This is a genomic window from Micromonospora tulbaghiae, assembly GCF_900091605.1.
In the GTDB taxonomy this organism is placed as follows: domain Bacteria; phylum Actinomycetota; class Actinomycetes; order Mycobacteriales; family Micromonosporaceae; genus Micromonospora; species Micromonospora tulbaghiae.
In genome coordinates this window covers 83,575-109,890 of the sequence record NZ_FMCQ01000001.1, presented here as the reverse complement: position 1 = coordinate 109,890, position 26,316 = coordinate 83,575, and the positions used below count along the sequence as shown (strand labels likewise).

Annotated in this window: 27 protein-coding genes; 5 read left to right on the top strand and 22 right to left on the bottom strand. The window is 72.5% G+C overall.

What is annotated here, in order from left to right; genetic code table 11:
• Window positions 1–37 precede the first annotated feature (37 nt).
• Complete coding sequence (locus GA0070562_RS00505; protein WP_091413399.1) at window positions 38–775, bottom strand: hypothetical protein; 738 nt, start codon at window positions 773–775, stop codon at window positions 38–40.
• 162 nt (window positions 776–937) lie between these two features.
• On the opposite strand from GA0070562_RS00505, the gene GA0070562_RS00500 reads away from it, so the two are divergent.
• On the top strand, window positions 938–2,152 hold the full coding sequence (locus tag GA0070562_RS00500) for an arginine deiminase (protein WP_091413397.1): 1,215 nt from the start codon (window positions 938–940) through the stop codon (window positions 2,150–2,152).
• 10 nt (window positions 2,153–2,162) lie between these two features.
• Here GA0070562_RS00500 and GA0070562_RS00495 read toward each other — a convergent pair whose 3' ends face one another.
• The 12 genes from GA0070562_RS00495 to GA0070562_RS00440 form a co-directional block, all read right to left on the bottom strand.
• Window positions 2,163–3,047, bottom strand: coding sequence for a DUF5926 family protein (locus GA0070562_RS00495; RefSeq protein ID WP_091413394.1), 885 nt, complete (start codon window positions 3,045–3,047; stop codon window positions 2,163–2,165).
• Window positions 3,048–3,133: 86 nt separating this feature from the next.
• Window positions 3,134–3,583, bottom strand: coding sequence for an ATP-binding protein (locus GA0070562_RS00490; protein ID WP_091413392.1), 450 nt, complete (start codon window positions 3,581–3,583; stop codon window positions 3,134–3,136).
• Between the two features lie 31 nt (window positions 3,584–3,614).
• Window positions 3,615–5,069 (bottom strand): ATP-binding protein, encoded by a 1,455-nt coding sequence (locus GA0070562_RS00485; protein WP_091413390.1) that lies wholly within the window; start codon window positions 5,067–5,069, stop codon window positions 3,615–3,617.
• 76 nt (window positions 5,070–5,145) lie between these two features.
• Complete coding sequence (locus tag GA0070562_RS00480) at window positions 5,146–5,937, bottom strand: glycerophosphodiester phosphodiesterase (RefSeq protein ID WP_091413388.1); 792 nt, start codon at window positions 5,935–5,937, stop codon at window positions 5,146–5,148.
• A 15-nt stretch (window positions 5,938–5,952) separates the two neighbouring features.
• Window positions 5,953–6,288 (bottom strand): rhodanese-like domain-containing protein, encoded by a 336-nt coding sequence (locus GA0070562_RS00475; RefSeq protein ID WP_091415937.1) that lies wholly within the window; start codon window positions 6,286–6,288, stop codon window positions 5,953–5,955.
• Window positions 6,289–6,316: 28 nt separating this feature from the next.
• Window positions 6,317–7,060: an LCP family protein gene (locus GA0070562_RS00470; RefSeq protein WP_443673970.1), complete on the bottom strand. Its 744-nt coding sequence runs from the start codon at window positions 7,058–7,060 to the stop codon at window positions 6,317–6,319.
• A gap of 371 nt (window positions 7,061–7,431) precedes the next feature.
• Window positions 7,432–8,646 carry an LCP family protein gene (locus tag GA0070562_RS00465; RefSeq protein ID WP_091413384.1) on the bottom strand — a complete coding sequence of 405 codons (1,215 nt, stop codon included), beginning with the start codon at window positions 8,644–8,646 and terminating at the stop codon, window positions 7,432–7,434.
• 203 nt (window positions 8,647–8,849) lie between these two features.
• Window positions 8,850–10,097 (bottom strand): LCP family protein, encoded by a 1,248-nt coding sequence (locus GA0070562_RS00460; protein ID WP_091413381.1) that lies wholly within the window; start codon window positions 10,095–10,097, stop codon window positions 8,850–8,852.
• 74 nt (window positions 10,098–10,171) lie between these two features.
• On the bottom strand, window positions 10,172–11,149 hold the full coding sequence (locus GA0070562_RS00455) for an NAD-dependent epimerase/dehydratase family protein (RefSeq protein ID WP_091413379.1): 978 nt from the start codon (window positions 11,147–11,149) through the stop codon (window positions 10,172–10,174).
• A 67-nt stretch (window positions 11,150–11,216) separates the two neighbouring features.
• Window positions 11,217–12,890, bottom strand: coding sequence for a solute symporter family protein (locus GA0070562_RS00450; RefSeq protein ID WP_091413377.1), 1,674 nt, complete (start codon window positions 12,888–12,890; stop codon window positions 11,217–11,219).
• Window positions 12,868–13,236, bottom strand: a complete 369-nt coding sequence (locus GA0070562_RS00445; protein WP_091413375.1) for a DUF485 domain-containing protein — start codon at window positions 13,234–13,236, stop codon at window positions 12,868–12,870. The genes GA0070562_RS00450 and GA0070562_RS00445 overlap by 23 nt, the downstream gene beginning before the upstream one ends.
• A 239-nt stretch (window positions 13,237–13,475) precedes the next feature.
• The gene (locus GA0070562_RS00440; protein ID WP_419779935.1) at window positions 13,476–14,072 is read right to left on the bottom strand and encodes a flavin reductase family protein; all 597 of its coding nucleotides are present in this window, start codon (window positions 14,070–14,072) and stop codon (window positions 13,476–13,478) included.
• Here GA0070562_RS00440 and GA0070562_RS00435 point away from each other — a divergent pair.
• Window positions 14,062–14,319 (top strand): hypothetical protein, encoded by a 258-nt coding sequence (locus tag GA0070562_RS00435; RefSeq protein WP_047890511.1) that lies wholly within the window; start codon window positions 14,062–14,064, stop codon window positions 14,317–14,319. The two genes, GA0070562_RS00440 and GA0070562_RS00435, sit on opposite strands and share 11 nt — an antisense overlap.
• A 21-nt stretch (window positions 14,320–14,340) precedes the next feature.
• Here GA0070562_RS00435 and GA0070562_RS00430 read toward each other — a convergent pair whose 3' ends face one another.
• The 5 genes from GA0070562_RS00430 to GA0070562_RS00410 all read right to left on the bottom strand — a co-directional run bounded on the left by GA0070562_RS00430 (window position 14,341) and on the right by GA0070562_RS00410 (window position 19,430).
• Entirely contained in the window at window positions 14,341–14,832 is a 492-nt protein-coding gene (locus GA0070562_RS00430) for an SRPBCC family protein (protein ID WP_091413372.1), read from the bottom strand.
• On the bottom strand, window positions 14,832–16,526 hold the full coding sequence (locus GA0070562_RS00425) for an ABC transporter permease (RefSeq protein ID WP_091413370.1): 1,695 nt from the start codon (window positions 16,524–16,526) through the stop codon (window positions 14,832–14,834). Before GA0070562_RS00425 ends, GA0070562_RS00430 begins: the two co-directional genes overlap by 1 nt.
• Window positions 16,511–17,275 carry an ABC transporter ATP-binding protein gene (locus tag GA0070562_RS00420; protein ID WP_091413368.1) on the bottom strand — a complete coding sequence of 255 codons (765 nt, stop codon included), beginning with the start codon at window positions 17,273–17,275 and terminating at the stop codon, window positions 16,511–16,513. Before GA0070562_RS00420 ends, GA0070562_RS00425 begins: the two co-directional genes overlap by 16 nt.
• 164 nt (window positions 17,276–17,439) lie before the next feature.
• Window positions 17,440–19,080, bottom strand: coding sequence for a sodium/solute symporter (locus GA0070562_RS00415; RefSeq protein ID WP_091413366.1), 1,641 nt, complete (start codon window positions 19,078–19,080; stop codon window positions 17,440–17,442).
• Window positions 19,080–19,430, bottom strand: a complete 351-nt coding sequence (locus tag GA0070562_RS00410; RefSeq protein WP_175438621.1) for a hypothetical protein — start codon at window positions 19,428–19,430, stop codon at window positions 19,080–19,082. The genes GA0070562_RS00415 and GA0070562_RS00410 overlap by 1 nt, the downstream gene beginning before the upstream one ends.
• Before the next feature lie 304 nt (window positions 19,431–19,734).
• Between GA0070562_RS00410 and GA0070562_RS00405 the strand changes: the two genes are divergently transcribed.
• From GA0070562_RS00405 to GA0070562_RS00395, 3 genes are read left to right on the top strand one after another with little or no spacing between them, the layout of a single operon-like run.
• A complete protein-coding gene (locus GA0070562_RS00405) occupies window positions 19,735–20,100 on the top strand; it encodes a Uma2 family endonuclease (protein WP_175438578.1) in 366 nt (121 codons plus the stop codon).
• 54 nt (window positions 20,101–20,154) lie between these two features.
• Window positions 20,155–20,682 (top strand): RNA polymerase sigma factor, encoded by a 528-nt coding sequence (locus GA0070562_RS00400; protein ID WP_225853085.1) that lies wholly within the window; start codon window positions 20,155–20,157, stop codon window positions 20,680–20,682.
• Complete coding sequence (locus tag GA0070562_RS00395; protein ID WP_091413359.1) at window positions 20,669–21,862, top strand: hypothetical protein; 1,194 nt, start codon at window positions 20,669–20,671, stop codon at window positions 21,860–21,862. The genes GA0070562_RS00400 and GA0070562_RS00395 overlap by 14 nt, the downstream gene beginning before the upstream one ends.
• Before the next feature lie 44 nt (window positions 21,863–21,906).
• On the opposite strand, the gene GA0070562_RS00390 is transcribed toward GA0070562_RS00395, so the two are convergent.
• From GA0070562_RS00390 to GA0070562_RS00375, 4 genes are all read right to left on the bottom strand, one after another.
• Entirely contained in the window at window positions 21,907–22,569 is a 663-nt protein-coding gene (locus GA0070562_RS00390) for a DUF5701 family protein (RefSeq protein WP_225853086.1), read from the bottom strand.
• A 67-nt stretch (window positions 22,570–22,636) separates the two neighbouring features.
• Window positions 22,637–23,404, bottom strand: a complete 768-nt coding sequence (locus tag GA0070562_RS00385) for a LytR/AlgR family response regulator transcription factor (protein ID WP_091413355.1) — start codon at window positions 23,402–23,404, stop codon at window positions 22,637–22,639.
• Entirely contained in the window at window positions 23,401–24,624 is a 1,224-nt protein-coding gene (locus tag GA0070562_RS00380) for a histidine kinase (protein ID WP_091413352.1), read from the bottom strand. Before GA0070562_RS00380 ends, GA0070562_RS00385 begins: the two co-directional genes overlap by 4 nt.
• Before the next feature lie 33 nt (window positions 24,625–24,657).
• Window positions 24,658–26,166: a sugar transferase gene (locus tag GA0070562_RS00375; RefSeq protein WP_091413347.1), complete on the bottom strand. Its 1,509-nt coding sequence runs from the start codon at window positions 26,164–26,166 to the stop codon at window positions 24,658–24,660.
• Between the last annotated feature and the right edge of the window lie 150 nt (window positions 26,167–26,316).

Sequence of the window (26,316 nt, the reverse complement as noted above, 5' to 3'; positions counted from 1 at the left end):
GGGCGGTGCCGTGGGCCGCGTGGCGTCGCCGGAGACGTTACCGGCGGGCGGCCCGCTTGTCAGCGGCCGTTCGGCCCTCGTCATACCACCGGTAGTCGGCGGTTGGACGGTACGTGCCGTTGAACCACGTCGCCGGCGCCTGGGCGACGCGGGAGAGCTTCTCGGCGGTGGCCGGGCTGATCCGGTTCCCACCGGCCACGAGCAGGCGGTCCAGCTCGCGGTGGGTGGCCATGAGGCAGTCCTTCGGCAGGCCGTAGACGCTGATCACCCCGGAGCCGACGAACGTCAGCACCGGGCTCACCGGGATCGGCAGGCCGACCGCGTCGGAGAGGGCCTTGCTGGCCCGCTTGGCGTCCCGGCGCGCCTCCGCCACGTACGGCGGGCGCTTGCCGTTGATCTGGACCACGTCTCCGGCCACGAGCACCCGGGCCCGGCCGTGGTCGGCGATGGTGACCGCGAACAGGCCGCTCGGACCGATGGCCAGGAACCCGGCCCGGTCGTCGCGGGCGCGGTCGAGCAGCATGTCCGCCGGGTCCGTCCGGGGCCACTCGATGACGTGCCAGGCGGGACCGAGATGGTCGAGCTGGCCCAGGGCGCGGGCCCCGGCCGCTTCCAACCGGCGGGCCCCCCGCTCCGCCCGGCGACGCCGGGCCCACTCCAATGGAGTCGGTCGGGCCGGCTCGAGCACCGAGGTGGGCTCGACCCGGGAGTGCGGCACCGTGCGGGGCGGCAGTGCCCTGCTCGGTACGGCTTGACGAGCGGGAAAGACAGTCATCGCGACCTCCGGCAAAAGGTCTCTCGAAGTTATGTCTCCACTACCCTACGTTGCGCCCCCGGGGGCTCGGCAAGTTGGACCGCCGGAGTGAGTGCGGATGAATGCCATATTCATTCACACTTCTTTTCCGGATGGTGCGCAAGCCTGCCCTAGGCTGCGAGGGTGACCCACTATGTGGACAGCGAAGTCGCCCGCCTCGGGACGGTGCTGCTGCACCGCCCGGGACCGGAACTGGCCCGCCTCACCCCACGGAACAACGACAGCCTCCTGTTCGACGCTATCCCATGGGTGGGACGCGCGCAGGAGGAGCACGACGGGTTCGCGGCGGCGCTGCGGTCCCGCGGGGTCGAGGTGCTCTACCTGGCCGACCTGCTGGTCGAGACGCTCGCCGTGCCGGACGCCCGGGCCGAGCTGACCGACCAGGTGCTGCGGTCCCGCCGGCTCGGCCACACCCTGCGGCGCCGCGTCGCCGACCATCTGACCTACCTCGATCCGGCCGGACTGGCCGACGTGCTCACCGCCGGGCTCGCACACGAGGAACTGCGGATCGGCGCCGACCGTCCCGGCGGTCTGGTCTGGACGCTCATGGACCGGCACGACTTCGTCATCGACCCGCTGCCCAACCTGCTGTTCACCCGCGACTCGTCGGTCTGGATCGGCGACCGGGTCGGTGTGACAAGCCTGGCCATGCCGGCCCGGCGGCGGGAGACCACGCTCACCGACGCGATCTACCGCTACCACCCGCGTTTCGTCGGCACCGAGTTCGTCTACCACCCGCGGCTGGAGCACCTGGAGGGCGGCGACGTGCTGCTGCTCGCGCCGGGGGTGCTCGCCGTCGGCGTCGGCGAGCGCACCACCCCGGCCGGTGCGGAACGGCTGGCCCGGCAGGTGTTCGCGGCCGGGCTGGCGCACACCATCCTGGTGGTGCCGATCGCGCAGGAGCGCGCCACCATGCACCTGGACACGATCTGCACCATGGTCGACGTCGACGCCGTACTGATGTACGCGAACGTCGCCGACCAACTGTCCGCGTACACGGTCATCGCCGGCGCGGACGGCGACGACCTGCGGGTCGACGGCCCGGCGCCGTTCCTGCGGGCCGCAGCCGACGCGATGGACCTCGACCAGCTCCGGGTGATCGACACCGGCCTCGACCCGGTCACCGCCGAACGCGAGCAGTGGGACGACGGAAACAACACGCTCGCGCTCGCGCCCCGGCTCTGCGTCGGCTACGAGCGCAACGTGGAGACCAACGCGCAACTGGAACGCGCCGGCATCGAGGTGATCGCCATCGCCGGGTCGGAGCTGGGCTCCGGGCGGGGTGGCCCGCGCTGCATGTCCTGCCCGCTGGTGCGGGAGAAGGGCGGGCCCGCCTGACCCGGAGACGTCAGCGCAGCGTCAGCTGGCGGCCGAGCAGCCCCTGGCGGACCCGTCGGCCGGCCGCGTCGAGCGGCTCCCGCTCCGCGACCGCCTCGGCGTAGCGCTTGGCGAACTCCGCCACCGGCGCCTCCCACTCGGCGGCCGGGGTGTCCTCCGGCAGGTCCCAGACCGGCGCGAGGCGGCCGTGCGCCCGGAACATGCCCGCGAACTTCGTGTCGTCGCCGAGCGTCAGCGCGCCCGCGGCGGCGAGCCGGGACAAGGCGTCCAGTGCGGCGTCCTCGTCGTCCGGCAGGACCAGGCGCACGTGGGCCTTCTCCGGCACCTGGCACCAGTACGCGGCCCGCGCCGCGGCCAGCTTCACGGTCGGGTAGATCGCCGAGTTGGCCCGCTCCAGGGATGCCTGGACGTTCGGGTCGTCGGCGGCGCCCGGGTCGAGCCAGAAGTCGAACCCGTCGTGCATGCTGATCTCCAGCGGGCCGTCCACCAGGATGTCCTGGAGGCGAGGGCCCGGCCCGGGCAGCGGCGGCACGCTCACCTGGCCGCCCGGCTCGGTCCGCAGCGCGGAGATCAGCGCGTCGGCCAGGTCACGGGAGACGTCGCCGGACTGCTGGTGCCGTTGCAGGCCGATGAAGACCCGCCCGTCCGGCTTGGTCATCGCCGGGGCGGCCATCGGCAGCACGGTGGCCAGCGTGACCGGCCGGTCGCCGTACTCCTCGACCAGTTCCGGGGTCAGCCGCAGCGGCGCGGACGCGGCCGGGACCAGCTCGCGCAGGGCGATCCACTCCGGCTCGTCGGCGAGGCCCTCGAACGGCCGGGGCACGAAGACGTCGCGCACCTTCTCCCGCTTCGGGGTGGCCTCGACGGCCCGCTGGTTCTTCCGACGCTTGCTCATGCGCCCGCTCCGCTCCGCTCGCTCATGGCGAGACAGCCTAGATGCCGGGCCTCGGCGGTGGGTGCCGGACCCGCCCGCCGCGTCGGTCAGCCGGCGGCGACCAGGTCCGTCCGCTGCACCGGGACCGGGTCGAACCGGGCCCACACGCTCTGGCCCAGCCCGTCGCGCTCCACGCCCCAGCCGCTGGCCAGCCCGGCGACGATGTGCAGTCCCCGCCCGTCCGCCGCGTCCGGCGAGGCGGTACGCATGCACGGGCCGGCGCCGGAACCGCCGTCGGTGACCCGGAGTTCGACACTCGGCCCCCGCTCGGTCACCCGCAGCCGCCAGGCGACCCGGACGACGCCGCCGGGCAGCGCGTCGGCGTGCCGGACCGCGTTGCCGACCAGTTCGGCGAGGACCGCGACCAGGTCGGCCACCAGGACCGGGGGTACGACACCGGTCAGCTCGTCGGCGAGCCGGTGCCGGGCCAGGCGCGCGCCGGTGGCGTCGTGGGGCACCACCACGCACCACGACCGTTCGGCCGGACCAGTCGACACGTCGTTCCTTCCCCGCCCGTGAGCGCCCCGGTCAACCCCGGGGCAGCCGCACCTCTGCGACCGTACCGCCACCGGCTCTGGGCCGGAGGGATACCCATCCATTCTGCTGTTCAACGATCTGGCGGACGAGATAGAGACCGAGCCCGGCACCGGGATACCGGCGGCGGTCGCCGGACTCGCCCTGCCAGAACCGGTCGAAGGCCCGCTCCACGTGCTCCGGCCGGATGCCGATGCCCCGGTCGGCCACCCGGAACGAGACGGTCCGCTCGTTCGCCTCGGCGGTGATCTCGATCGGCGTGTCCGGCAGCGAGTACTTCCCGGCGTTGGTGCCCAGCTCGGTGAGCACCGTGGCGAGGCTGTGCCGGTCACCGAGCGCCTTGGGCAGGTCGGCGGGGAGGTCGAGCACGACCCGGTGCCGGACGTCGGCCGGCAGGTCGACCACCGCCGCGCGCAGGGCGTCGACCAGGTCGAACGGCGCGGCCGGTTCACCGCCGGGCCGGTTCTCCGTGGCGGCGGTCAGCAGCCGGTCGACCAGGCGGGCCAGTTCGTTCGCGCGCTGGCCGATGATCCGGGCGGCCTGCCTCCGGTCGGCGTCGCTCAGCGAGTCCCAGTGGTCGGTGAGCGTGTCCGCGTACCCCTTGATGACGGTGACCGGGGTACGCAGCTCGTGGCTGGTCACCGCGACGAACAGGTCCCGGTCGTGGTCGCGCCGCTGCTGGTCGGTGGTGTCGCGGAAGCTGACCACCCGCAGCGCGTTCGGGCCGGGCAGCTCGCCGGAGGTGATCCGCAGCCAGCGGCCGTCCGGCAGCCGGTGGTCGAGCACCTGGCCGGGCGGCGGCAGCGGGAACGGCAGCGGACGGCCCAGCGCCTCCTCCGCCGGCCGGCCGGTCACCTGGACCGCGGCCGGGTTCCAGAGCCGGACCCGCCCGTCCCGGTCCACCACGGCGAGCCCGTCGGCGAGCGCCGCCACGACCGGGCCGTCCCCGTGTACGGGCAGGCCGGTCTGGTCGCCGTACATGTGGGCGACGCATGCGGCGATGTAGCCGATGACGGCGCGTTGCGCGGGTTGCAGCGGCTCGCCCAGCCGGTAGAGCGCGTGCAGGCTGCCGACTGTGAGCCCGCCGATCTCCGCGCGTGCCACGATCATCCGGCAGAGGCCCCGGCCGGCGACCTCGTCGGCGAGCGCACCGGGGATCGCGTCGACCCGGAACTCCCGCACCGGCGGGCCGGCGAGCAGGCAGACGGTGGCCGGGTCGCTGGCGGGCAGCGGGCGGCCGAGGACGAACTCGGCGCTGCCGGTCGCCGCGATCACCCGGCCCCCGGCCGAGGTGAACTCCACGAAGACCAGGCCGGCCGCGCCGACCGTCGGTTCGACCTCGCGGAGCAGACGGGTGAGCACGGCGAGACCGGACTCGCCCGAGTTGATCATGTTGATCACTGCGGTGTGGCCGGCGATGAAGGCGGGGTAATCGGTTCGCTCCGGCATGTCCCGAGTGTGCCGCGCCGTCCGCGTCCGGGACACCCCCCGCCGGTCGACCGTCCCCGGTACCGATCGACGGGGCTCACCGGCCCAACCGGGCCAGCGCGTGGGCCGGCCGGTCCGTGATCACCCCGTCCACGCCGGCTTCGAGCACGAGTTCCAGGTCCTCCGGCTCGTTGACGGTCCACACGTACACCGAGTTGCCGGCGGCACGCAGCGCGGGGACCAGCCGTGGGCGGGTCCGGACGAGGGCCACACCGGGGCCGGCGATCCGGGCGCCGAACGGCAGCCGGCCCAGCGGCAGCAGGCGCGGCAGCACCTCCAGCAGCAGCACCGTGGGCAGCGCCGGCGCGAGTTCCCGGATCCGGCGTACGGCGAGCGGCGAGAACGACATCACGGTCACCTGGACGGGATGGTCCGGGCGGGGCTCGGCCAGCCCGTACCGGCGCAGCATCTCGACCAGGCGGCGCTCGACCTCGCCCCGGTAGCGGGACGGGTGCTTGGTCTCGATCAGCAGCCGGACCGGCCGCCCGGCGGCCAGCACCGCGTCGAGCAGCCGCTCCAGCGTGAGCAGCCGGGTGTGCGACTCGTCGAGCGGCGCGTCGTCCTCGGCCAGCGTCGCGGCACGATGCCAGGAGCCGAAGTCGAGCGCCTCCAGCTCGGCGAGCGTCCGCGCGCTGACCAGCCCACGGCCGTTGCTGGTGCGGTCCAGCCGGCGGTCGTGCACGCAGACCAGGTGTCCGTCGCGGGTCAGCCGGACGTCGCACTCCAGCCCGTCCGCGCCCTCGTCGAGAGCGCGCAGGTAGGCGGCGAGCGTGTGCTCCGGCAGGTCGTACGAGGCGCCGCGATGGGCGAAGACCAGGGGGACGGTCATGGCCGCGTCACCGGCTCAGGCGACCCGGCCCGGCTGCCCGTCGTCGGTGACCACCGGGCGGCCGGCGGCGGCCCAGTCGCCCATTCCGCCGTCGACGTTGCGCACCTGGTCCCAGCCGTTGCGCAGCAGGTAGCCGACCACCTGGGCGGAGCGGCCACCGGCCCGGCAGATCACCGCCACGTCGCGGTCCTGCGGGATCTCGGCGAGCCGGGCGGGCAGCTCGGTCATCGGCAGGTGATGGGCGGCCGGCGCGTGGCCGGCGGCCCACTCGTCGTCCTCCCGGACGTCGAGCAGGTAGACGTCGTCGGGCACGGCCGACGCGGGGACGCTGGGTAGTGAGGCTCCGAACACGGTCACCAAGCCTAGTCGTCCTCGTCGCTCAGAGCCGGTTGACCCAGCGCGGGTTGGCGCCGGCCCATTCCGGCACGCGCGTGTCGCGCAGCGCGGTGAACAGTCCGCCGCCGCCGTTGTCCAGCACCACGTACGAGACGCCGTCGATGGTCTGCGGGTAGGAGGGCACCTGGACCCCGCGCAGGGCGTCCGCGGGCAGGCCGCGCAGCGCGAACAACAGCTCGTCCAGGGGTACGCCGTTGGTGTCCACGGTCAGCGCCCCGCCGGCCGCGCGGAGCACCCGGTCCAGCTTGACCGGGTCGCTGCGCAGCCGCGTCTCGCCCGCCCGGTCGAGCACCGCCCGCAGCATCTGCTGCTGGTGCCGCTGCCGGTCGTAGTCGCCGCCGGGCAGGTCGTAGCGCTGCCGCACGTAGTCGAGCGTCCGCGCGCCGTCCATCTGCTGGCAGCCGGTGTCGAACTGCTGCCGGGTGTGGATCGAGCGCACCGGCGTGTCCACGCACATCCGGATGCCGCCGAGCTGGTCGATCACCTGCTTGAAGCCGGAGAAGTCGACGAGTGCCGCGCCGTCGAAGCGGATTCCGGTGAGCCGGCTCAGGGTGGTGCTGAGCAGCCGTGCGCCGCCCTCACCGCCGCCGCCGTGCTCGTACGCGGCGTTGACCTTGTCCTGGCCGCCGGGGAAGCCGGGCGCCGCGGGGAGCGCCACCAGCAGGTCGCGCGGCACGGAGATCAGGTACGCCTGCCGCATCCCGGCGGGCACGTGCACGATCAGGATGCTGTCGGAGCGCTGGTCCTCCGGGTTCGCGCCGGGCCGGTGGTCCGAGCCGATCAGCAGGTAGTTGAGCGCGCCGTCCAGGTCTGTCCGCTTGTTCCGGGCGGCCGGGTCGAGCAGTTGCTCCTTGGCGACGGTGCGGTCGTAGCGCGAGGTGAGCCAGTGCAGCCCGGCGACGCCGAGCGTGGCGAGCAGGACCAGTACGAGGCCGGTGCCGAGCAGGAACCGGGCCCAGCGGGCGGGTCCACCCCGCCCGCGTCGGTTCCGTGCTGGCCTGGACGTGACGATCCCCCCGTAGCCGCGACATGAGACCCGCTCACGTCAGGCTACGGGGGGATCGGCCGACCGTTACCGCTTTCGCGCAGGTCAGCGGGTCATTTCCGGGTGGACAGGACGTCCGGGTTGTTCACCACGAAGTCGGCCAGCTTGTCGTTCTTGACCGCCTGGAACATGTCCATGGTCGTCTCGTTGAACGTCTCCCGGCCGTTGCTGTTGCCGGCGAACGTTCCCCCGTTGGTCCGCAGGGTGACCAGGTCGTTCCCGTTGAGGTTCTTGAGCGTGAAGATGAAGTCGGCGATCGGCACGCCGCCGGTGTCCAGGACGAACGCCTTGCCCGCGGCCTTCATCAGCGAGTTCAGCTTGAGCGGGTTGGTCAGCATGCCGCCCTCGGTGGCCTTCTTGGCCATCGCCTTGATCAGCTGCTGCTGGTTCTGCTGCCGGTCGTAGTCGCTGTTCGGCAGGCCGTAGCGCTGGCGGGAGTAGTCGAGCGCCTCCCAGCCCTCCATCTCCCGGCAGCCCTTCTTGTGCACCACTGCCTTGTACGGCTTGCCGGTCTTCTTCGCGTCGGCGTTCCACATCGCCTTGCCGTCGACGTACGACATGTGGTGCGACTTGACCTCGTGGCTGACGCAGATCCGCACCGAGCCGAGCGCGTCGATCACGCTCTTGAAGCCGCCGAAGTTGATGATCGCGGCGCCGTCGAAGCCGATGCCGGTCATCGACTTGATCGTCTTGGCCATCAACTGGGCGCCGCCCTCCCAGCCGCCGCCGTTCTGGGCGCCGTGGAAGAAGGCCGCGTTGATCTTGTCGGTGCCGCCCCGGTAGCCGCTCTTCTCGAACGCCGGGATACGCGCCTCGGTGTCCCGGGGGATCGAGATCAGGTACGCCTGGTCGTGGCTGGCCGGGATGTGCAGGATGATGATCGTGTCCGACCGGACGTCGTCGGCCGCCCAGCGCTCGCGGGCGTCCACACCGAGCAGCAGCATGTCGATCGGGCCTTCGAGGCTGTTGCCGCCCTCGGCCTCGCTCTTGCCCGCTCCGCCGAGCAGGTTGCGCTGGGCGATGTTGTCGGTGGCCTGGCCGATGACCGCCTTGCTGCCGACGATCGCGACGCCGCTGGTCACCATCAGCACCGCGCCGAGCACAAGCGTGAGCTTCGCCCAGAGCGGGTCCTTGCGCTTGGTGCGCTTCTTCTTGCCACCGCCCGGGCCGCGACCGCCGGAACCGGGCTGTGTGGGGATGACCGGAGGGACCCGCCCGGATGATCCGGGTGCCGGTGACTGCGGGCGACGGCTGGTCTGGACCGACATGCGTGCTCCAGCTCGGTGATCGGGGGCGGGACCACTTTACGTATCTGTTCCCGTTCTCGCGACCTCGTAGGGTCGCAATTCCCGTCAATACCGGCCAACACCTTTTGGTTGTGACCGAACGGGCAGGGGTAAGGAGCCGGTCGGCGGTTGGCCTCCGTGGTGGCGAGGTCCTAGCGCGAGAGACCGGTCATGTCGTGCCGGCGTCAGCCGCCCGCGCTGTCGCCCGAACCCTTCTGGTTGGCCTGCATCCACTCGGCCATCCGGTCCGCGGCGATGGCCTTGTACATCGCCAGCGCCTTCTCCCGGTCGGAAACCACCACGGACTGCCCGTCGATGGTCTGGCCGCCCAGGTGCGGGCTGGTGACGAACGTCAGGTTCTCGCCCCGCAGGCTGCGGAACTGCACTGCCATGTCGGTCAACGAGAATCCCTGGTCGACCGTGACGGCGGCGGTCACCGCCTTGAGGAAGTCGTTCAGCTTCTTCGGGTTGGTGAGCGTGCCGGTGCTCGCGGCCTTGTCCATCAGCGCCTTCAGGAACTCCTGCTGGTGCCGCATCCGGGCGAAGTCGCCGTCCGGGAACTGCTTGCGCTGCCGGACCCAGTCCAGCGCCTCGGCGCCGTTCATGTGGTTCACGCCCTTGGTGAACGTCCGGTACGGCTTGTGGATCGAGGTGACGGTCCGCTCGACCTTGAGGTCCACCCCGCCGAGGGCGTCGGTGACCTCCTTGAAGCCGCCGAAGTCGATGGCCATGACGTGGTCGATCCGTACGTCGGTGAAGCACTCGACGGTCTTCACCGCGAGCGGCAGACCGCCGAACGCGAACGCCGCGTTGATCTTGTTGCGCGAACCGGAGTCGCAGGACGCGCCCGCGCTCTCCGGGATCGGCACGTACAGGTCACGCGGCACCGAGACCAGGTAGGCGCTCTTGTGGTCGGCCGGGATGTGCATGACGATCACGGTGTCCGCACGCCACTTGCCGCTCCCGTCGACCGGGGCGTCCGGATCCCGTGAGTCGCTGCCCACGAGCAGGATGTTGAACGCGCCGTCGACCTGCTTGGCCGGCCGGCCCCCGGTGATCCCGGCGAACGGGTCGGTGCGGGCCAGGTCGTCGTCCAGGTTGCGGGCGTAGAACCAGGCGCCGAGGCCGCCGAGCAGCGCCAGCACCAGCACCGCCACGCCGGCCACCAGGCCGATGCGCCCCCAGCGCGGCCGGGGGCCCCGCCGGCCGGACCCGCCTGGACCGCCGCCCCCAGGACCACCGGGGCCGGTCGGCCCCACCGGACCGCCGGGACCGCCCGAGCGGGGCGCCTCGTCGTGTGCGGGGTACCACCTGGTTTCCGAGGGCCGGGCGCGCCCGGTGGCGGCCCGGTCGGAGCCCGGAACCTGGGCGCGGCCCGCGCCCCGGCTCAGGTGTCGGGGGATCGGGGCGCCGGCAGACGAGGTCGCTGACATGTAACCGAGGGTAGGTCGGCCGGGCCACCGACGCCCTCGTACGCGCGCCGATGTCAGCCGCGTCCCCGCCGGGTTCAGTACCCGAGCCGCCCGCGGAAGTACTCGATCGTGCGTCGGAGGCCGTCTTCGGGCGTGACGCTCGGCTCGTATCCGAGCAGTTCGCGGGCGAGGGTCAGGTCCGGGCGGCGCATCTCCGGGTCGTCGGAAGCGCGAGTGATGTAACTCACCTCGGACGTGCTTCCGGTGAGTGACACGATCGTCTCGGCAAGTTGCCGCATCGACATCTCGTGCTCGGTGCCGCAGTTGATCGGGCCGGTCTCGGTCGAGTCGAGCAGCAGCAGGATGCCGCGCACCAGGTCGTCGACGTAGCAGATCGAGCGGGTCTGGTTGCCGGTGCCGTGCACCGTGATCGGCTCGCCGCGCAGCGCCTGGGAGATGAACGTCGGGATGGCCCGGCCGTCGTCCGGGCGCATCCGGGGACCGTACGTGTTGAAGATCCGCACGATCGCGGTGTCCGTGCCCCGGCTGCGGTGGTAGGCCATGGTGGCCGCCTCGGAGAAGCGCTTCGCCTCGTCGTAGACGCTCCGGATGCCGATCGGGTTGACGTTGCCCCAGTACGTCTCGCGCTGCGGGTGCTCCTTCGGGTCGCCGTACGCCTCGGAGGTGGAGGCCATCAGGAACCGCGCGCCGTCGTCGGTGGCCCGCTCCAGCAGCGCCAGCGTGGCCACCGAGCCGACCCGGAGGATCTCGACCGGCAGCTTCTCGAAGTCGGTGGGGCTGGCCGGGGACGCCATGTGCAGGATCGCGTCGAACCGCTCGGCCATCGCCGGGTGGTTCGGCAGGCCGTCGGAGATGTCCGCCTCGACGAGCGTGAAGGTCGGCCGGTCCAGCAGGTGGGCGACGTTGTCCTTGGACCCGGTGACGAAGTTGTCCAGCACCACGACGTCGCACCCGCGCTCGACGAGCCGGTCGACCAGGTGGGACGGGACGAAACCGGCGCCGCCGGTGACGAGGATGCGGTGTCCGGTTCCGAAGCGGGGAGCGACCTTCATGGCGGTCAGCCTATACACGCGAGGCGGGGCCCCCGCGTAAGGCAGGGGCCCCGCTCGACAGTGGTGCTCAGTGGGCGCCGGCTCCGGTGAGCGAGCGCACCTCCAGCTCCGCGTACTTCTCCTCGTCGCTCTCCTTGGACAGGATCGTGCCGAGCCAGCCGCACAGGAAGCCGAACGGGATCGAGATGATGCCCGGGTTCGACAGCGGGAACCACTGCCAGTCGTGGTCGGGGAACATCGCCGTCGGCGCGCCGGAGACGACCGGCGAGAAGAAGACGAGCACCACGGCGGCGAGCAGGCCGCCGTAGATCGCCCAGACCGCGCCCGACGTGTTGAACCGCTTCCAGAACAGGCTGTAGAGGATCGCCGGCAGGTTGCCCGAGGCGGCGACCGCGAACGCCAGCGCGACCAGGAACGCCACGTTCAGGTTCTGCGCGTAGATCGACAGGACGATCGAGACCGCGCCGATCACCAGCGCGGAGATCCGGGCGACTGTCACCTCCTGCCGCTCCGACGCCTCACCCTTCTTCACCACGTTGGCGTAGAAGTCGTGCGCCAGGCTGGACGACGACGCCAACGTCAACCCGGCGACCACGGCGAGGATGGTGGCGAACGCGACCGCTGCGATGATCGCCAGCAGTGTCGCGCCGCCCAGGTCTCCGCCGAGGAACTGCTCTCCCAGCTTCTCGGCGAGCTGTGGCGCGGCGGTGTTGCCCGCCTTGTCCTGCGCGGTGATCTCCGACCCGCCGACGATCGCCGCCGCGCCGAAGCCGAGCGCCAGGGTGAGCAGGTAGAACGTGCCGATGATGCCGATCGCCCAGAGCACGCTCTTGCGGGCCGCCCGCGCGGTCGGCACGGTGTAGAAGCGGATCAGGATGTGCGGCAGGCCGGCCGTGCCGAGGACCAGCGCGATGCCCAGCGAGAGCAGGTCCATCTTGCTGTAGAACGTCTTCAGCGCGTCGCCGGGTGTCTCCACGCCGTAGCGCAATCCGGGTTCGAGGAACGCCGCTCCCTTGCCCGAGGCGCTGGCCGCGTCACCGAGCAGCGAGGACAGGTTGAACTTGTACTTGGCGAGCACCAGAAGCGTCATCGCCAGCGCGCCGCCCATCAGCAGGAACGCCTTGACGATCTGCACGTAGGTGGTGCCCTTCATGCCGCCGACCGTCACGTAGATGATCATCAGGGCGCCGACCATGATGATGGTGGCGACCTTGGCGGTGTCCGCGTCCATGCCGAGGAACGTGGTGTCCGGCTTGATGCCGAGCAGCAGGGCGACGAGCGCGCCGGCGCCGACCATCTGGGCCAGCAGGTAGAAGATCGACACGGTGATGGTGGAGACCGCCGCCGCGGTCCGGACCGGCCGCTGCCGCATCCGGAACGCCAGGACGTCCGCCATCGTGTACCGGCCGGAGTTGCGCAGCAGCTCGGCCACGAGCAGAAGCGCCACCAGCCAGGCGACCAGGAAGCCGATCGAGTAGAGGAAGCCGTCGTAGCCGTAGAGCGCGATGATGCCGGCGATGCCCAGGAAGGACGCCGCCGACATGTAGTCGCCGCCGATCGCCATGCCGTTCTGGAAGCCGGAGAAGGACCGGCCGCCGGCGTAGAAGTCGGTGGCGGTCTTGGTCTGCCGGCTGGCCCAGACGGTGATCGCCAGCGTGATCGCCACGAAGACCAGGAACAGCGTGATGGTGAGGTTCCGGGCGGTCGTGCTGCCCGCCTCAGCCGCGAGGACCGTGTTCATGGGTCACCTCCCCGATCTCGTCGCGGATCCGGTCGGCGACCGGGTCGATCCGGCGGCTGGCGAACCGCGAGTAGAGCCAGGCGATGACGAACGTGGAGACGAACTGGAGCAGGCCGAAGACCAGGGCGACGTTGATGTTGCCGATGAGCTTCGTGCCCATGAATCCCCGCGCGTACGCGGAGAGGATGACGTAGAGCGCGTACCACAGGAAGAACGCGACGGTCATCGGGAAGACGAAGCCGCGTAGCGCGCGACGCAACCCGGCGAACTCGTCCGACCGCTGGACGGCGAGGTACCGTTCCGCCGCCGACTCGGCGGGTGCGGACGCGGGTGTGTCCGTGGACATCTGTGGATCACCACCTTCGCAGGCGTGGGGGAAGTTTCGCGCACGGTAGAGAGCGCGCTCCCGGCCCGGGAAGGCTCCGCCGCCGGGCGGCGAACGGCTGCGCCGAACGGCACTCCCACTGCGCCCAGTGACTCACGTCACTCCGCTAACCGGTCACCCCAACCCGGTTGATCATGAAGTTGGCGGCGACAAATCGGACGCCGAATGCGGTCAACTTCATGATCGTCGGAGCAAGGGGGTCAGCCGGGGAGGTCGTGGTAGCGGCCTCGGTAGTGCAGCAACGGGGGCGTGTCCCGGGGCAGGTCCACCGACTCGATCGTGGCCTCGACCAGCAGGCTCCAGCCGTACTCGCGGGCGGCGGTGAGGCGGCAGCCCGCCCAGCCGCCTGCGTCCGAGGGCACCGGGCCGTACGGCGTCTCGGTCCAGGTGTCCAGCGCGAACAGACCGCCGGGTGACGGGAACAGGCCGGCGAAGCGGTCGGCGAGCTGCCGGTGCTGCGGGCCCAGCGGGGCCACCGCGAACCGTCCCGCCTCCTCGATGGCCGCCCACAGGTCCGACTCCGGGTCGATCAGGCCCAGCAGGCGGTCCGGCTCGCCCTCGGCCACGAGCGTGGAGGAGACGGTCAGCCCCTCCGGACCGGGCGCGGTCCAGAGCGTCACCGGGGCGGCCAGCCGTCCGCGCAGCCGGCGTACCGGCGAGCGTTGCGCGGCCGGCGCCGCGAACGGATCGGTGGAGTGGATCTGCGCGCCCGGCTCTGGATTCACGTGAAACATTGTGCCGCCCGTCCCCGGGCGAGGTTCGACGGAACGCCCTACCCTGCCGGGCATGGCTCTCATCCCACCGCAGCAGCTCGCCCAGGAACGGGTCGTCGCCGCCGACGCCATCCTGGGCGGTCAGGTCGACCTGCGTGCCTATCCACACCGGCACCTGCTGGTCAGGGCGAACAACACCTGGGGCCGCAGGGCGTTCCAGCCGCTGATGGAAGCGGTCGAGCACCTGTCGAACTACGGCTGGGAGCTGGTCACCATGACCAGCGTCGGCGACGGCCACCACGTCTACGCGGCGATGCGCCGCACCGCCTGACGGCAGCCCGGGGCGCGCGGATCAGTCGTCGGCGAGCAGGCGGCGGGCGGCGGCCAGCACCTCCGGGTCGGCGCAGCCGGCCGCGTACCCGGCGATGCGGCGGCGGATGTCGCGCCCGAGCAACCACCCCCCGATCCGCTCGGCGACCGGCCGCAGGAACGCCGGCCGGCAGCGGAAGTTGTACCGCCACGTCGCGATCGTGGTGCCGGGCTCCGGGCCGGGCGCGAAGCGCCAGCCGCCGCCGAACCGCTCGAAGAACCACGGTCCGCGCACCATCTTCATGCCGACGTTGGTCGGCGGCGACCAGGAGACGTACTCGCTGACCATGACCAGGCCGTGCCGGGACCGGGTGTACGTGCGCACGCCCCGGCCGGGCCGCGTCGCGCCGTCGACGAAGTGCTGCTCGCGGACGAACGGATCCCAGCGGTACCGCACCGGGGCGGTGGTCTGGGAGACGGCGAACGCCAGCTCCGGCGGGACCGGGACCGTGGTGACCGCTTCGACGACAGGCATCAGCGCCTCGGCGTGACAGCGGCCAGCAGCTCCGGCTGCCGGTGGTCGAGCGTGTCTCCCGCCATGTACGCGCCGAGCAGTGCCGCGCCTCCGCCGTACGCCAGGCCGACCGGCAGCGCCAGCCAGAGCCACACGTCGCCCAGTAGCGCGGCGGCCACCACGAACGGCACCGCCACCACAGCCGAGCCGACCATGGAGACCAGGGTGAGCAGGCCCTTGGTGAATCCGGCTCCGCTGTTCATGGCGAACGGGTTGCTCGACTCGGGCAGCGAGTACGCGCCGAGCACGGAGACGAACGCGTTGATCGCCAGCCCGCAGCCGTACGCGGCGAACAACGCGCCACCCATGACCCCGAGCCATTCGGGCCGGCCGAGGACGACCGCCAGCGCGACCGCGATCACGACGAGCATCGGCACCACGTAGATCGAGAACGCGGCCATCCGGGCCCGCAGCTCCACCCGGCCGGGCACACCAGCGACCAGGTTCGCGGCGTACGAGCTGCCGTCGAAGCCGAACTGGTTGGCGAGCGTCACCGACGCGAGCGCCCCGACGAAGATCATGGTGAGGCTGACCAGCGCCGGCGAGGAGTCGGCGGTGGCCTGCTCGAACGCCGCGCCGCCCTCGGACAGGAACGCGGGGCCGCCGAGGTTGACCATCAGCGGCACGAACACACCGACCACGGCGACGGTGATCAGGTTGGCCCGTCGCCGGGCGTCCCGCCACCAGTAGCGGCACTCGCGGGCGACGAGCGCGCCGAACCGGTCCCGCCGGGTCCAGCCCACCGCGCGGGGGAAGAGTTGCGCGACCGCACCACCGGCCACGCCGCGCGGCGTCCGCGCGGGGCCGCTGCTCGCCGTGCCCACCATCGCCGACTCCAGCGACCGCGACCACCAGAGCAGGAGTACGCCGAGCGTCGCGACCGCGATCAGCAGCTTCACCACGGCGGCGCCGGCCCGGCCCTCCGCCACGTCGACACCGGCGGTCCACGGTGCGCCGAACGGCGTCCAGCCGACCACCCGGGCCACGCCGTCCAGCCGGTCCCAGTCGGTCTGCCGTACCGCGGCGAGCACCAGCAACTGCAACGGCCCGAGCAGGGCGGCCAGCACCGCGAGCAGCACGGCGGCCAGGTCGCGTACCCGGCGTGAGCGCAGCATCGTCGCGAACGCGCTCGTGATCGCGCGGGCGCCGGCCAGGCAGACGAGCAGCCCGAGGACCACGCCGAGCGCGCCGGCCAGGGCGGCGGCCCATCCGCCGAGCGCGCCGGCGGTGACCACCAGCCCGGCCGCCGTGATCGCCGTCGCCAGGGCCGGCACGCTGACCAGGGCGGCGGCCAGCAGGCCGGTGACCAGGGTGCGGCGGGACAGCGGCAGCAGCGCGAACCGGGCCGGGTCGAGCGTCTCGTCCACGCCGAAGAAGACGAGCGGCAGGAGCAGCCAGCCGAGCGTCAGCACGCCACCGCCGAAGGCGGCGATCATCAGCGCGTACCGGGACTCACCGGCCAGCCCCGGCGCGGCCAGCAGGAAGAACCCGACGGCGGCGAACCAGAGCCCGAACAGCAGGCCGAGGACGAACAGCGCGACCCGCCAGGTCTGGCCCCGGAAGTTGTTGCCGAGCACCCGCAGCTTGAGCCGGACGAAGTGCCAGGGCGACACGCGCCGGGCCGGACGCTCGGGGACGGTCACCGGGACAGCCACGACAGCTCCTCGCCGGTCGCGGTCCGGCCGCCGACCACCTCCACGAAGACGTCCTCCAGCGACCGGTCGCCGCGCACCTCGGCCAGCGTGCCGACCTGCTTGATCCGGCCCTCGGCCAGGATCGCCACGTGGGAGCAGAGCCGCTCGACCACCTCCATCACATGGCTGGAGAAGATCACCGTGCCGCCGCCGCCGACGTACCGGTGCAGGATGTCGCGGATGAGCGCCGCCGAGACCGGGTCGACCGCCTCGAACGGCTCGTCCAGCACCAGCAGGCGCGGACCGTGCAGCAGCGCGCAGGCCAGCCCGATCTTCTTCTTCATGCCCGCCGAGTAGTCGACCACGAGCGTGCGGCCGGCGTCGGAGAGCGCCAGCACGTCGAGCAGCTCCGCCGCCCGCTGGTCGACCACCGCCGGGTCCATGCCGCGCAGCAGACCGTGGTACGCCAGCAGTTCCGCCCCGCTCAGCCGGTCGAAGAGTCGTACGCCGTCCGGCATCACGCCGAGCAGGCTCTTGGCCCGGACCGGGTCGGCCCAGACGTCGTACCCGAGCACCCGCGCCTCACCGGCGTCGGGCCGCAGCAGGCCGACGGCCATGGAGAGGGTGGTGGTCTTGCCCGCTCCGTTCGGTCCGAGCAGGCCGTAGAACGAGCCGGTCGGCACGGCGAGGTCGACGCCCGCCACAGCGACCTTGGTGTCGAAGCGCTTGGCCAGACCACGAAGGGAGAGCGCCGGGTGCTGATCGGTCATGGTCCGACCGTATCGGGCTCCGGCCAGCGGCTGCTCGGACGCCAGGATGATCTCGCGTCATCCCTGAGAGGTACGAGTCGGATCACCGACGCCCGGCTGGGTGGTGAACCGCCTCTGCGCCGGCACCGACAGCTGCTGAGCGGTTGTGCGGGCGGCGCACCGCCTCACAGGCGCAGCGACTCCGGGGTGTGCAGGCGGAGCATGGTGGCGCGGACGTCGCGGGGCAGCCGCCGCCGGCTCGCCATCGACACCACCACCATGACCGTGAACGCGAGCGGCACGGTCCACGCGGCCGGCTGGGTGGTGAGCGTCGCCGGCCAGCCGGTCAGCGGCGGGCCGAGCACGGTGAGCAGCACCGCGCCGACGGCCGCGCCGCCGCCGACCAGCACCCCGGCGGCGGCGCCCAGGTCGGTCAGACCGCGCCACCAGATGCCGAGCACCAGCAGCGGGCAGAAGCTCGACGCGGCCACCGCGAACGCCAGCCCCACGACCTGCGAGACGTCCAGCCCGGAGACGTTCAGGGCGAGCACCGCCGGCACCCCGCCGGCGATCACCGTGGCGATCCGGAAGCCGCGTACCGAGCCTCGGCCCAGCACGTCGGTGGAGATCACCCCGGCCACGCTCGTGAGCAGGCCGGACGAGGTGGACAGGAACGCCGCGAACGCGCCGGCGGCGACGAGCGCGGCGAGCAGCCGGCCGGTGGTGCCGTCGCCGAGCGCCGCCCCGGGCAGCAGCACCACCACCGCGTCGGTCTGGCCGCTGACGAGCAGTTGTGGTGTGTAGATGCGGCCCAGCACGCCGTAGACGGTGGGCAGCAGGTAGAAGACGCCGACGAGCGCCAGCACCACGAGCGTGGTGCGGCGGGCGGCGGCGCCGTCGGGATTGGTGTAGAAGCGGACCAGCACGTGCGGCAGGCCCATGGTGCCGAGGAACGTGGCCAGGATCAGCGAGTACGTGGCGAACAGTCCCCGGTCGTCCTCGCCCGCCGTGTCCGGCAGCAGCCATTCGGTGGCGCCGGTCGCCGCGCCGGACACCTCCGGCACCGGGTCACCGGCGGCGAACTCGAGGCGGTCGCCGGGGCGTACCTCCCGGATGTCGCCGTCGGGCAGGGTGAGCGTCGCACGGTGCTCGACCACGACGGTGGTCGCGGTCCGGAACGTCGGCCCGTCGGGCGGGGTCACCGCCGGGCGGGCGTCGGCCTGCCACTGCAATGCCAGGAAGATCGCGGGTACGGCGAGAGCGGTGAGCTTCAGCCAGTACTGGAACGCCTGCACGAACGTGATCGCCCGCATGCCGCCCAGCGCCACGTTCGCGGTCACCACCACGGCGACGAGCAGCGCGCCGAGCGGGTACGGCGAGCCGGTGAGCGTGGCCAGCGTCAGACCGGCGCCCTGCAACTGCGGCACCAGGTAGAGCCAGCCGATGAAGATGACGAAGACGGTGGCGAGCGTCCGCAGCCGGCGCGAGCCGAGCCGCACCTCGCAGAAGTCGGGCAGCGTGAACGCGCCGGACCGGCGCAGCGGCGCGGCCACGAACAGCAGCAACGCGAGGTATCCGGCGGCGAAGCCGACCGGGTACCAGAGCACGTCCACGCCGTACTTGAGGATCAGCCCGGCGACGCCCAGGAAGCTCGCCGCCGACAGGTACTCGCCGCCGATCGCGGCGGCGTTCCACGTCGGGCTGACCGCCCGGGACGCGACCAGGAAGTCCGACGTGGTGCGGGCCAGCCGCAGCCCGTAGAAGCCGATGCCGACGGTGACCAGGGTGACGGCGACGATCGCCGGGACCACGTAGCCGTTGGACATCAGCGTTCCGGCCGTCGGATCAGGTCGACGAAGTCCTGCTCGTTGCGTTCGGCCAGCCGCACGTACGCCCAGCCGACCACGATCAGGAACGGGAAGGACACGACGCCCAGCAGCAGCCACGGCAGGTTGACGCCGAGCACGGTGACCCGGCCGACGGTGGGTGCGATGGCGAACAGCCACGGCAGGCCGCCGAGGCCGATCAGCACCAGCAGGCTGAGCCGCAGCGCGAGGGAGAGCTGGGCGCGCATCAGCCCCTGCACGAGCGTCTCGCCGACCGGGGTCTGCTGGGTCAGCTCGGATCGGGCGCGGTCGGCCGGGTCGCCCGTACGGGAGATCTCGGCCAGCACGATCCGGGTCCGCTTCGGCGCGACGGCCGGCGCCGGCGCGCCTCCCGTCTCGGCGGTGGGTGGGGACGCGCGCGGGCCGGGAACCGGGGCGGCCCCGACGGGCCGCCCCGAAGGTTGCTGTTCCTCGGCTCCGGTCACCCCCGGCAGTCTCGCCCGCTCAGCGGGAATGTCAAGAGCACGGTTCCGAGCCCTGTGCACAACCTGTGGATAACGCCTCACGACTGTGGATAACCCGGTGGATGGCGTGGAGTCGTTGTGGACAACCGGACGGGGTGTCAGGGTGAGCCGGCAGAGAGGAGGTGTGACAGTGACCAGCCCGGCACGGCCCGGCAGCGGCGACGTCTGGACGGTCGACGACCTCCAGGATCTCCCCGAGGACGGCCAGGACTACGAGATCTTCGACGGGAGCCTGCTCGTGTCCCCACACGCCGACGTCCGGCACGGGGCGATCGCGAACCGCCTCCGCCGGCTCCTCGACCGGCAGGCGCCGCCCGGTCTGCTAGTCGGGCAGGACGTCGGCGTCAGCGCGAACCGCTCGTCCTACTTCCTGCCGGACGTCTTCGTCGCCGGTGAGGAGGCGTTGGAACGCGGGGGCCCGGCCCTCGCCCCGGCCGACGTGTACCGCGCCGACCAGCCGTTCCCTCTCGTCCTGCCGGTCGGCGAGATCTTCTGAGCGCCCCCCCGGAACCTTCCCGCCGTCCCGTGAGTGGACAGGTGGGGAGAGGGGGTGACGGTGCCCGACGGTGATCTCATCGCGGAGCTGTACGCGGGGTCCTTCCGCCGGCTGGTGGTCCAGCTCTATGCGGTGACCGGTGACCTGAGCGAGGCTCAGGAGGCGGTCCAGGAGGCGTTCACCAAGGCGCTGGTCGCGCCCGGGCGGTTCGCCCGGCTGGAGAACCCGGAGGCGTGGCTGCGGCGGGTCGCGGTGAACGTAGCCCGCAGCCGGCATCGGCGTCGGCGGGTCCTCGACCGGCTGCTGCTCCGGATCGGTCCTCCGCCCGCCGTCGCCGACCGGTCGCCGGAACACCTGGCCCTGCTGGCCGCGATGCGGGAACTGCCCGAGGGGCAGCGAACCGCGCTGGCTCTGCACTACCTGGTCGACCTGCCGGTGGAGGAGATCGCGGCCACCCTCGGCGTCTCCGCCGGCACCGTGAAGTCCCGGCTCTCCCGTGGGCGGCGGGCCCTCGCGGCGCTGCTCACGGATTCCGACGTCATCGACAGCCCCAGCAACGGGAGGATCGATGTCCGATCGTAGGCTCTCCGGTTTCGACGTCGACACCGTCGCCGCCAGCGTCCGGCAGCCGCCGCTCGACGAGCTGCGGTCCGTGGCCCACTCCCGCCGGCGCCGGTCCGGTGGCCTGGGCGCGACCGCCCTGGTGGTGCTGGCGGCCCTGGTCGCCACGCCGCTGGCGAGCCGGTCCGCACAGTTCGGATCGGCGGATCCGCCCGGGCCGGCCCTGCCGGGCAGGGCCGGCGACTTCACGTTGACCGGCCCGGCCTCCGGGGTGGACGTACGGGTCGAGACGTGCGTGTTGCGCTTCGCCCGGACCGCCGACGGGGGCCGGACCTGGACCGACTGGGACGATGCGCGCTACCGGGCCGCCGACTGCGAGCCCGGTCCGGCCCGCAGCGGTACGAGCCTGGAGTACGCCGTCCTGAGCGACAGCACCTATCTGGTCCACGACGACGGGGTGCGTCGCCTCTCCACCGACTACGGCCGCACCTGGCGGGACGCCGAGCAGGCGATCACCGCCGTACGGGCCTTCCCGCCCGCCGCCCGGCCCGTCCCGCGTGGACTGGCGTCGCCGGCGGTTACCGAGCCGCTCGCGGTGGACCCGTCGACGGGGGACGTCTACCGGCTCAGCGGGCAGCCGCCGTCGCCGCTGCCGCTCGCCGTCCTCTACCCCGCGTCGGACGGCAGTATCTGGACCACGTACGGGATCAACGGAACGACGGTCGGGGCGCGTAGCGCCGACCGGGGAGTGACCTGGACGACCTGGACCCCGGCCCCGGGGAAGACGGTTCTGGGACTGGCCGGGGTGGACCGGCGGGTGGGCTACCAGATCGTCGCGGACGCGGACGGTGCGGTGACGCTGGAGCGGACCCAGGACGGCGGGACGACCTGGTCCACCACGGTGACCGGGCTGCCGAGGGTGGAGCACTGGGATCTGACAGTCGGTTCGGACGGATCCCTGCTGGCCGTCACCCAGACCGGTGCGGGCGACGACCGGGTCGCGGAGGTACGGGTCAGCCGCGACGACGGCCGGAGTCTCGCCGTGGCCCGGGCGGGCGGCATGCCGGTCGCCTCGGTGAGTGTCGCGCCGGGCTACGCGTGGCTGTTCGGCCGGGACGACGGCCGGGACGGTGAGGCGGACCATCTGGTCCTCACGCCTGACGGGCAGGTCTGGACCCGGATCCTGCTCGCGTCCTCCTGACCGCGCCGGGGCGGGACCGTTGCCGGCCCCGCCCCGGCCACCGGTCAGTCCAGCCCCACCCGTACCGGGTTCGCGGTCGCCGAGCCGAGCCAGGTGTGCGGGTTGCCGAACCAGCACCAGCCGAGCTTCGGCGCGCCCTGGCTGATCCAGAGCGCCGGCACCCGCCGGTCGCCGCAGCGTGACCCCACGAGCGAGAAGCATCTGTTGCTCGCCAGCGCCTGCGGGTGCAGCGTGACGAATGCCAGTCCCTCGTCGATGGTGATCGGCAGCCGGTCCTTCGCGGTCATGTCCTCGAGTGCGGCCGACGGCGGCACGTTGCGGTACTCCTCGCCCCGGTCCACGTCGAGGAGCAGGTACGCGGGCCCGGGCGGCACCTCCAGCTCCTTGATCGGGTCGAAGGTGGGCAGGTCGTCGGCGGGGAAGTTCCGGTCGAGGACGCCGGTCCTGCGCTTGCCGGCGAGCGTGGTGAGCGCGATCCGTTCCGCCACGGGCACCAGCTCCCGCGTGGTCACCAGCAGGAACGGCACCCGCGCGTCGGTGGGGCCGGCCAGCTCGGCGGCACCGGCCACGGCCGGGTCGCGCAGCGGGGTGAGCAACGCGCGGAACTCCTCCTCGGTCTGCCCGGCCAGCGCCGGGTAGCCGAGCTGGACGAGGCGGTCGAGCTGGCGGTCGAACTCGGTAGCGGCGTCGAAGCGGTCGTCGGACATGTGGTCCTCCACCCTGTCGTACGGTCTGCCGTACATTGTACGTCAGTGCCGTCGGCGCCCCCGTCCCTCAGCGACTCCAGTCCTGTTTCGCGGCACGGACCAGCTTGTCCTTCAGCTCCCGGGTGTGCCGGCGGCTCACCGGCAGCTCGGACCCGTCGATCACCACCACGTAGCCCGAGTTGACCAGCCGCAGCTCGGCGATGAGCCGCAGCTGCACCAGGTAGGAGCGATGGATCCGGACGAACCCGGCGTCGGCCCAGCGCTCGGCCAGCGTCGCCAGCGAGACCCGGACCAGGTGCGACCCCTCCGCCGTGTGCAGCCGCGCGTAGTCACCCTGCGCCTCCACCCACCGCACCGCCGAGCGGGGCAGCATCCGGGTGGTGCCGGCCAGCTCGATCGGGATGGTCGGATCCTCCTCCGCCCGGCCCAGCGCGGCCGGATGCGACGGCACCACCCGGGAGCCGATCACCCGGCGCAGCGACTCGGCCAGCCGCTCGGCGCGTACCGGCTTGCGCACGTAGTCGGTGGCGCCCAGATCGAACGCGTCCACCGCGCCGTCGTCGTACGCGGTGACGAACACGATCGCCGGCGGACGGGCGAAGCGGCGCAGCACCCGGGCCAGCTCCATGCCGTCCAGCCCCGGCATCCGGATGTCGAGGAACACCACGTCCACGTCGTCGTCGCGTAGCACACGCAGCGCCTCGGTCGCGTCCCCGGCCGTGTGCAGCCGGGCCACCCGGGGGTCGGCGCGCAGGTGGTACGCCAGCTCGTCGAGCGCGGGCGGCTCGTCGTCCACCGCCAGCACCCGGAGGAATCCGGTGCCGGTGACGGTCACGACGACGCCCGGACGCCGGGGTGGAACTTCGGTACGCGCATGCTGACCTTCGTACCCGAACCCAGCCCGGTCTCCACGACCAGGCCGAAACCGTCCCCGAAGACCGACCGGAGCCGTTCGTCGACGTTCGAGAGGCCGACGTGCTGCCCCGGGTCGTCGGCCGGGTCGCCGGCCGCGCCGGACACCTCGGCGATACCGGCGGTAAGCGTTGTCGGATCCATCCCCACCCCGTCGTCCTCCACCGTGATGTGACACTCCGCGCCCGCGTCCCGGGCCTCGATGCTCACCATGCCGGTGCCCGGCTTGCGGGACAACCCGTGGCGGACCGCGTTCTCCACCAGCGGCTGTAGGCAGAGGAACGGCAGCGTCACCGGCAGCACCTCCGGCGCGATCTGGAGGCGCACCTGGAGCCGCTCGCCGAAACGTGCCCGCTCGATGGTCAGGTAGCGGTCGATCGAGCGCAGCTCCTCGGCGAGCGTGGTGAACTCGCCGTGCGCGCGGAACGAGTAGCGGGTGAACTCGGCGAACTCCAGGATCAGCTCCCGCGCCCGCTCCGGGTCGGTGCGCACGAACGAGCCGATCGCGGTGAGCGCGTTGTAGATGAAGTGCGGGCTGATCTGGGCACGCAGCGCGCGTACCTCGGCCCGCGCCAGCCGTTCCCGCGACGACTCCAGCTCGGCCAGCGCGAGCTGGTCACCCGCCCAGTGCGCGGTCTCCAGCGTCGCCTGCACCAGACCCGGGGCCGGGCGCTCGTCGGCAACCGCCACCAGCGCCCCGACCACCCGCCCGTCCGCGCGCAGCGGCGCCACCACCGCGCCGCGTACCGGGCAGTCGACCAGGTCGCAGCGCAGGTCCGACTCGCCGAGCACGGTCGAGCGCCCGCTGTCGGCGGCGCGCCGGGCCGCCGCGACCAGCTGGTCGCCGTGGTGCGCGCCCTGCCCGTCGACCGCGAGCAACACGTCCCGGTCCGTCAGCGCCAGCCCGGCCGCGCCCACGAGGGCCCGCAGATGGCGTACGGCCTTCGCCGCGTCCGCCGCGGTCAGGCCGGCGCGCAACGGCTCGGCGGCGAGCCCTGCGGTGTGCAGCACCTCGTACGTGGCCCGCTGCGTGGCGGTGGCGATGCCTCGCCGACCGCGCAGCCGCAGCACCGCCCAGAGCGCCGCGGCCAGCGCGGTCACCAGCGAGACGACGGCGAAGACGGCGGAGAGGTTGCCACCCACGCAGCGATCCTGCCGGGTGCCGGCCCGGTAGCGCTAGTACGCGCCCTTGCGGGCCAGCACCACGCCCACGGTCCGCCACAGGATGCTCAGGTCGTATGCCAGCGACCAGTTGTCGACGTAGTAGAGGTCGAGCCGGACCGCCTCGTCCCAGGACAGGTCGGAGCGGCCGGAGACCTGCCACAGACCGGTCATGCCCGGCCGGACCAGCAGCCGGCGCCGCACGTCGCCGAGGAAGTCGCCGTCGTCGGCGGGCAGCGGGCGCGGGCCGACGAGCGACATCTCGCCCCAGAGCACGTTGATCAGCTGGGGCAGCTCGTCCAGCGACGTGGCACGCAGGAAGCGGCCCACCGGGAAGACCCGGGGGTCCTGCTTCATCTTGAACAGCATGCCGTCGGTCTCGTTCCGGTCGACCAGGCCGGCCAGCCGCTCCTCGGCGTCCACGTACATGGTCCGGAACTTCCAGACCCGGAACGTCCGCCCCTCGTGGCCCACGCGGGGCTGGCGGAAGAAGACCGGTCCGGGGTCGGAGATCCGGATGGCGACGGCGATGGCGAGGAAGAGCGGAACCAGCAGCAGCAGGCCCAGCCCGGCGGCGACCCGGTCCATCAGGTTCTTGGCCAGCAGCGCCGGCCCGGACAGGGTCGGTTCCTCGACGTGCAGCAGCGGCAGGCCCTCGATCGGGCGGATGTGCACCCGGGGGCCGGCGATGTCGGTGAGCTGGGGCGCGACCACCAGGTCGACGCCGGAGCCCTCCAGCTGCCAGGCCAGCCGGCGCAGCTCGCCCGGCTCGGCGCTGGCCGAGCCGCAGACCGCGATCGTGTCGCCGCCGACCTCACGCACCAGGGCCAGGACGTCGCGGCCCGCGTACACCGGGACCGGGGTCTCCAGGCCGCGCGCGGCGGCATACCCGTCGGTGAGGTGGATGGCCACCGGCACCAGGCCGACGGACGGGTTCCGGGTGACTGTGGTGTAGACCTCCAGGCACTCCGGAAGCGTGCCGACGAGCACCATCCGGTGCCCGGCGTGGCCGGCGCGGCGGCGCAGCGTGTGCAGGCAGGCCCGGGCGATCATGCGGCCGAGCAGGATCAGCGACATCGCGCCGAGCAGCGCGAAGCCGACCGTCCACCGGGACAGGGAGTAGGTCTTCGTGGCGAAGGCGATGAACGAGACCCCCGCCGCCACCGCGACGCCGGCCCGGATCACCCGCTTGAACTCGTCCGGGCCGAGCCCCAGGTAGCGCCGGTCGTAGGCCCGGTTGCCCCAGAGGAAGAGCAGCCAGCCGAGCGGCAGCAGCACGAACGCCACGGTGTAGAACCAGACCTGCGGCGAGTTGCGGAAGCCGGAGTCGGCCTGCTCGAAGATCTGCACGGCCAGGAAGCTGGCCAGGGCCGCCGCGCCGAAGTCGAGCAGCAGCAGGAACACGATGTAGGGCCGGTGCCACCGCGAGACCCGGCGCCGGGCGCGGGCCCACGCCGACCGGGGTACGCCGTTGTGCGACGGCGGAGTCGGCGGCTGGATCTCAAAGCTGTCGACGTGCCGCACGCTCTTGCTCCGGCCTCTGTCGGTTACCGGGCGCTGGAGGCTTGTCGTCACCTCAACCCATGTCCTCCCGCATGACCCGCACCCTCACTCGGTGTGAGGGCCCGGGTCGCTCACCGTCCCAGTCTCCCACGCGGGCCCGGCCCGGACCGG

What these genes read in the sequence shown, in the direction of transcription:
- GA0070562_RS00505 (WP_091413399.1), bottom strand. Translation starts at nt 775, where the DNA reads ATGACTGTCTTTCCCGCTCGTCAAGCCGTACCGAGCAGGGCACTGCCG.
- GA0070562_RS00495 (WP_091413394.1), bottom strand. Translation starts at nt 3,047, where the DNA reads ATGAGCAAGCGTCGGAAGAACCAGCGGGCCGTCGAGGCCACCCCGAAG.
- GA0070562_RS00485 (WP_091413390.1), bottom strand. Translation starts at nt 5,069, where the DNA reads ATGCCGGAGCGAACCGATTACCCCGCCTTCATCGCCGGCCACACCGCA.
- GA0070562_RS00480 (WP_091413388.1), bottom strand. Translation starts at nt 5,937, where the DNA reads ATGACCGTCCCCCTGGTCTTCGCCCATCGCGGCGCCTCGTACGACCTG.
- GA0070562_RS00465 (WP_091413384.1), bottom strand. Translation starts at nt 8,646, where the DNA reads ATGTCGGTCCAGACCAGCCGTCGCCCGCAGTCACCGGCACCCGGATCA.
- GA0070562_RS00460 (WP_091413381.1), bottom strand. Translation starts at nt 10,097, where the DNA reads ATGTCAGCGACCTCGTCTGCCGGCGCCCCGATCCCCCGACACCTGAGC.
- GA0070562_RS00455 (WP_091413379.1), bottom strand. Translation starts at nt 11,149, where the DNA reads ATGAAGGTCGCTCCCCGCTTCGGAACCGGACACCGCATCCTCGTCACC.
- GA0070562_RS00450 (WP_091413377.1), bottom strand. Translation starts at nt 12,890, where the DNA reads ATGAACACGGTCCTCGCGGCTGAGGCGGGCAGCACGACCGCCCGGAAC.
- GA0070562_RS00445 (WP_091413375.1), bottom strand. Translation starts at nt 13,236, where the DNA reads ATGTCCACGGACACACCCGCGTCCGCACCCGCCGAGTCGGCGGCGGAA.
- GA0070562_RS00435 (WP_047890511.1), top strand. Translation starts at nt 14,062, where the DNA reads ATGGCTCTCATCCCACCGCAGCAGCTCGCCCAGGAACGGGTCGTCGCC.
- GA0070562_RS00440 (WP_419779935.1), bottom strand. Translation starts at nt 14,072, where the DNA reads ATGAGAGCCATGCCCGGCAGGGTAGGGCGTTCCGTCGAACCTCGCCCG.
- GA0070562_RS00430 (WP_091413372.1), bottom strand. Translation starts at nt 14,832, where the DNA reads ATGCCTGTCGTCGAAGCGGTCACCACGGTCCCGGTCCCGCCGGAGCTG.
- GA0070562_RS00420 (WP_091413368.1), bottom strand. Translation starts at nt 17,275, where the DNA reads ATGACCGATCAGCACCCGGCGCTCTCCCTTCGTGGTCTGGCCAAGCGC.
- GA0070562_RS00415 (WP_091413366.1), bottom strand. Translation starts at nt 19,080, where the DNA reads ATGTCCAACGGCTACGTGGTCCCGGCGATCGTCGCCGTCACCCTGGTC.
- GA0070562_RS00395 (WP_091413359.1), top strand. Translation starts at nt 20,669, where the DNA reads ATGTCCGATCGTAGGCTCTCCGGTTTCGACGTCGACACCGTCGCCGCC.
- GA0070562_RS00390 (WP_225853086.1), bottom strand. Translation starts at nt 22,569, where the DNA reads ATGTCCGACGACCGCTTCGACGCCGCTACCGAGTTCGACCGCCAGCTC.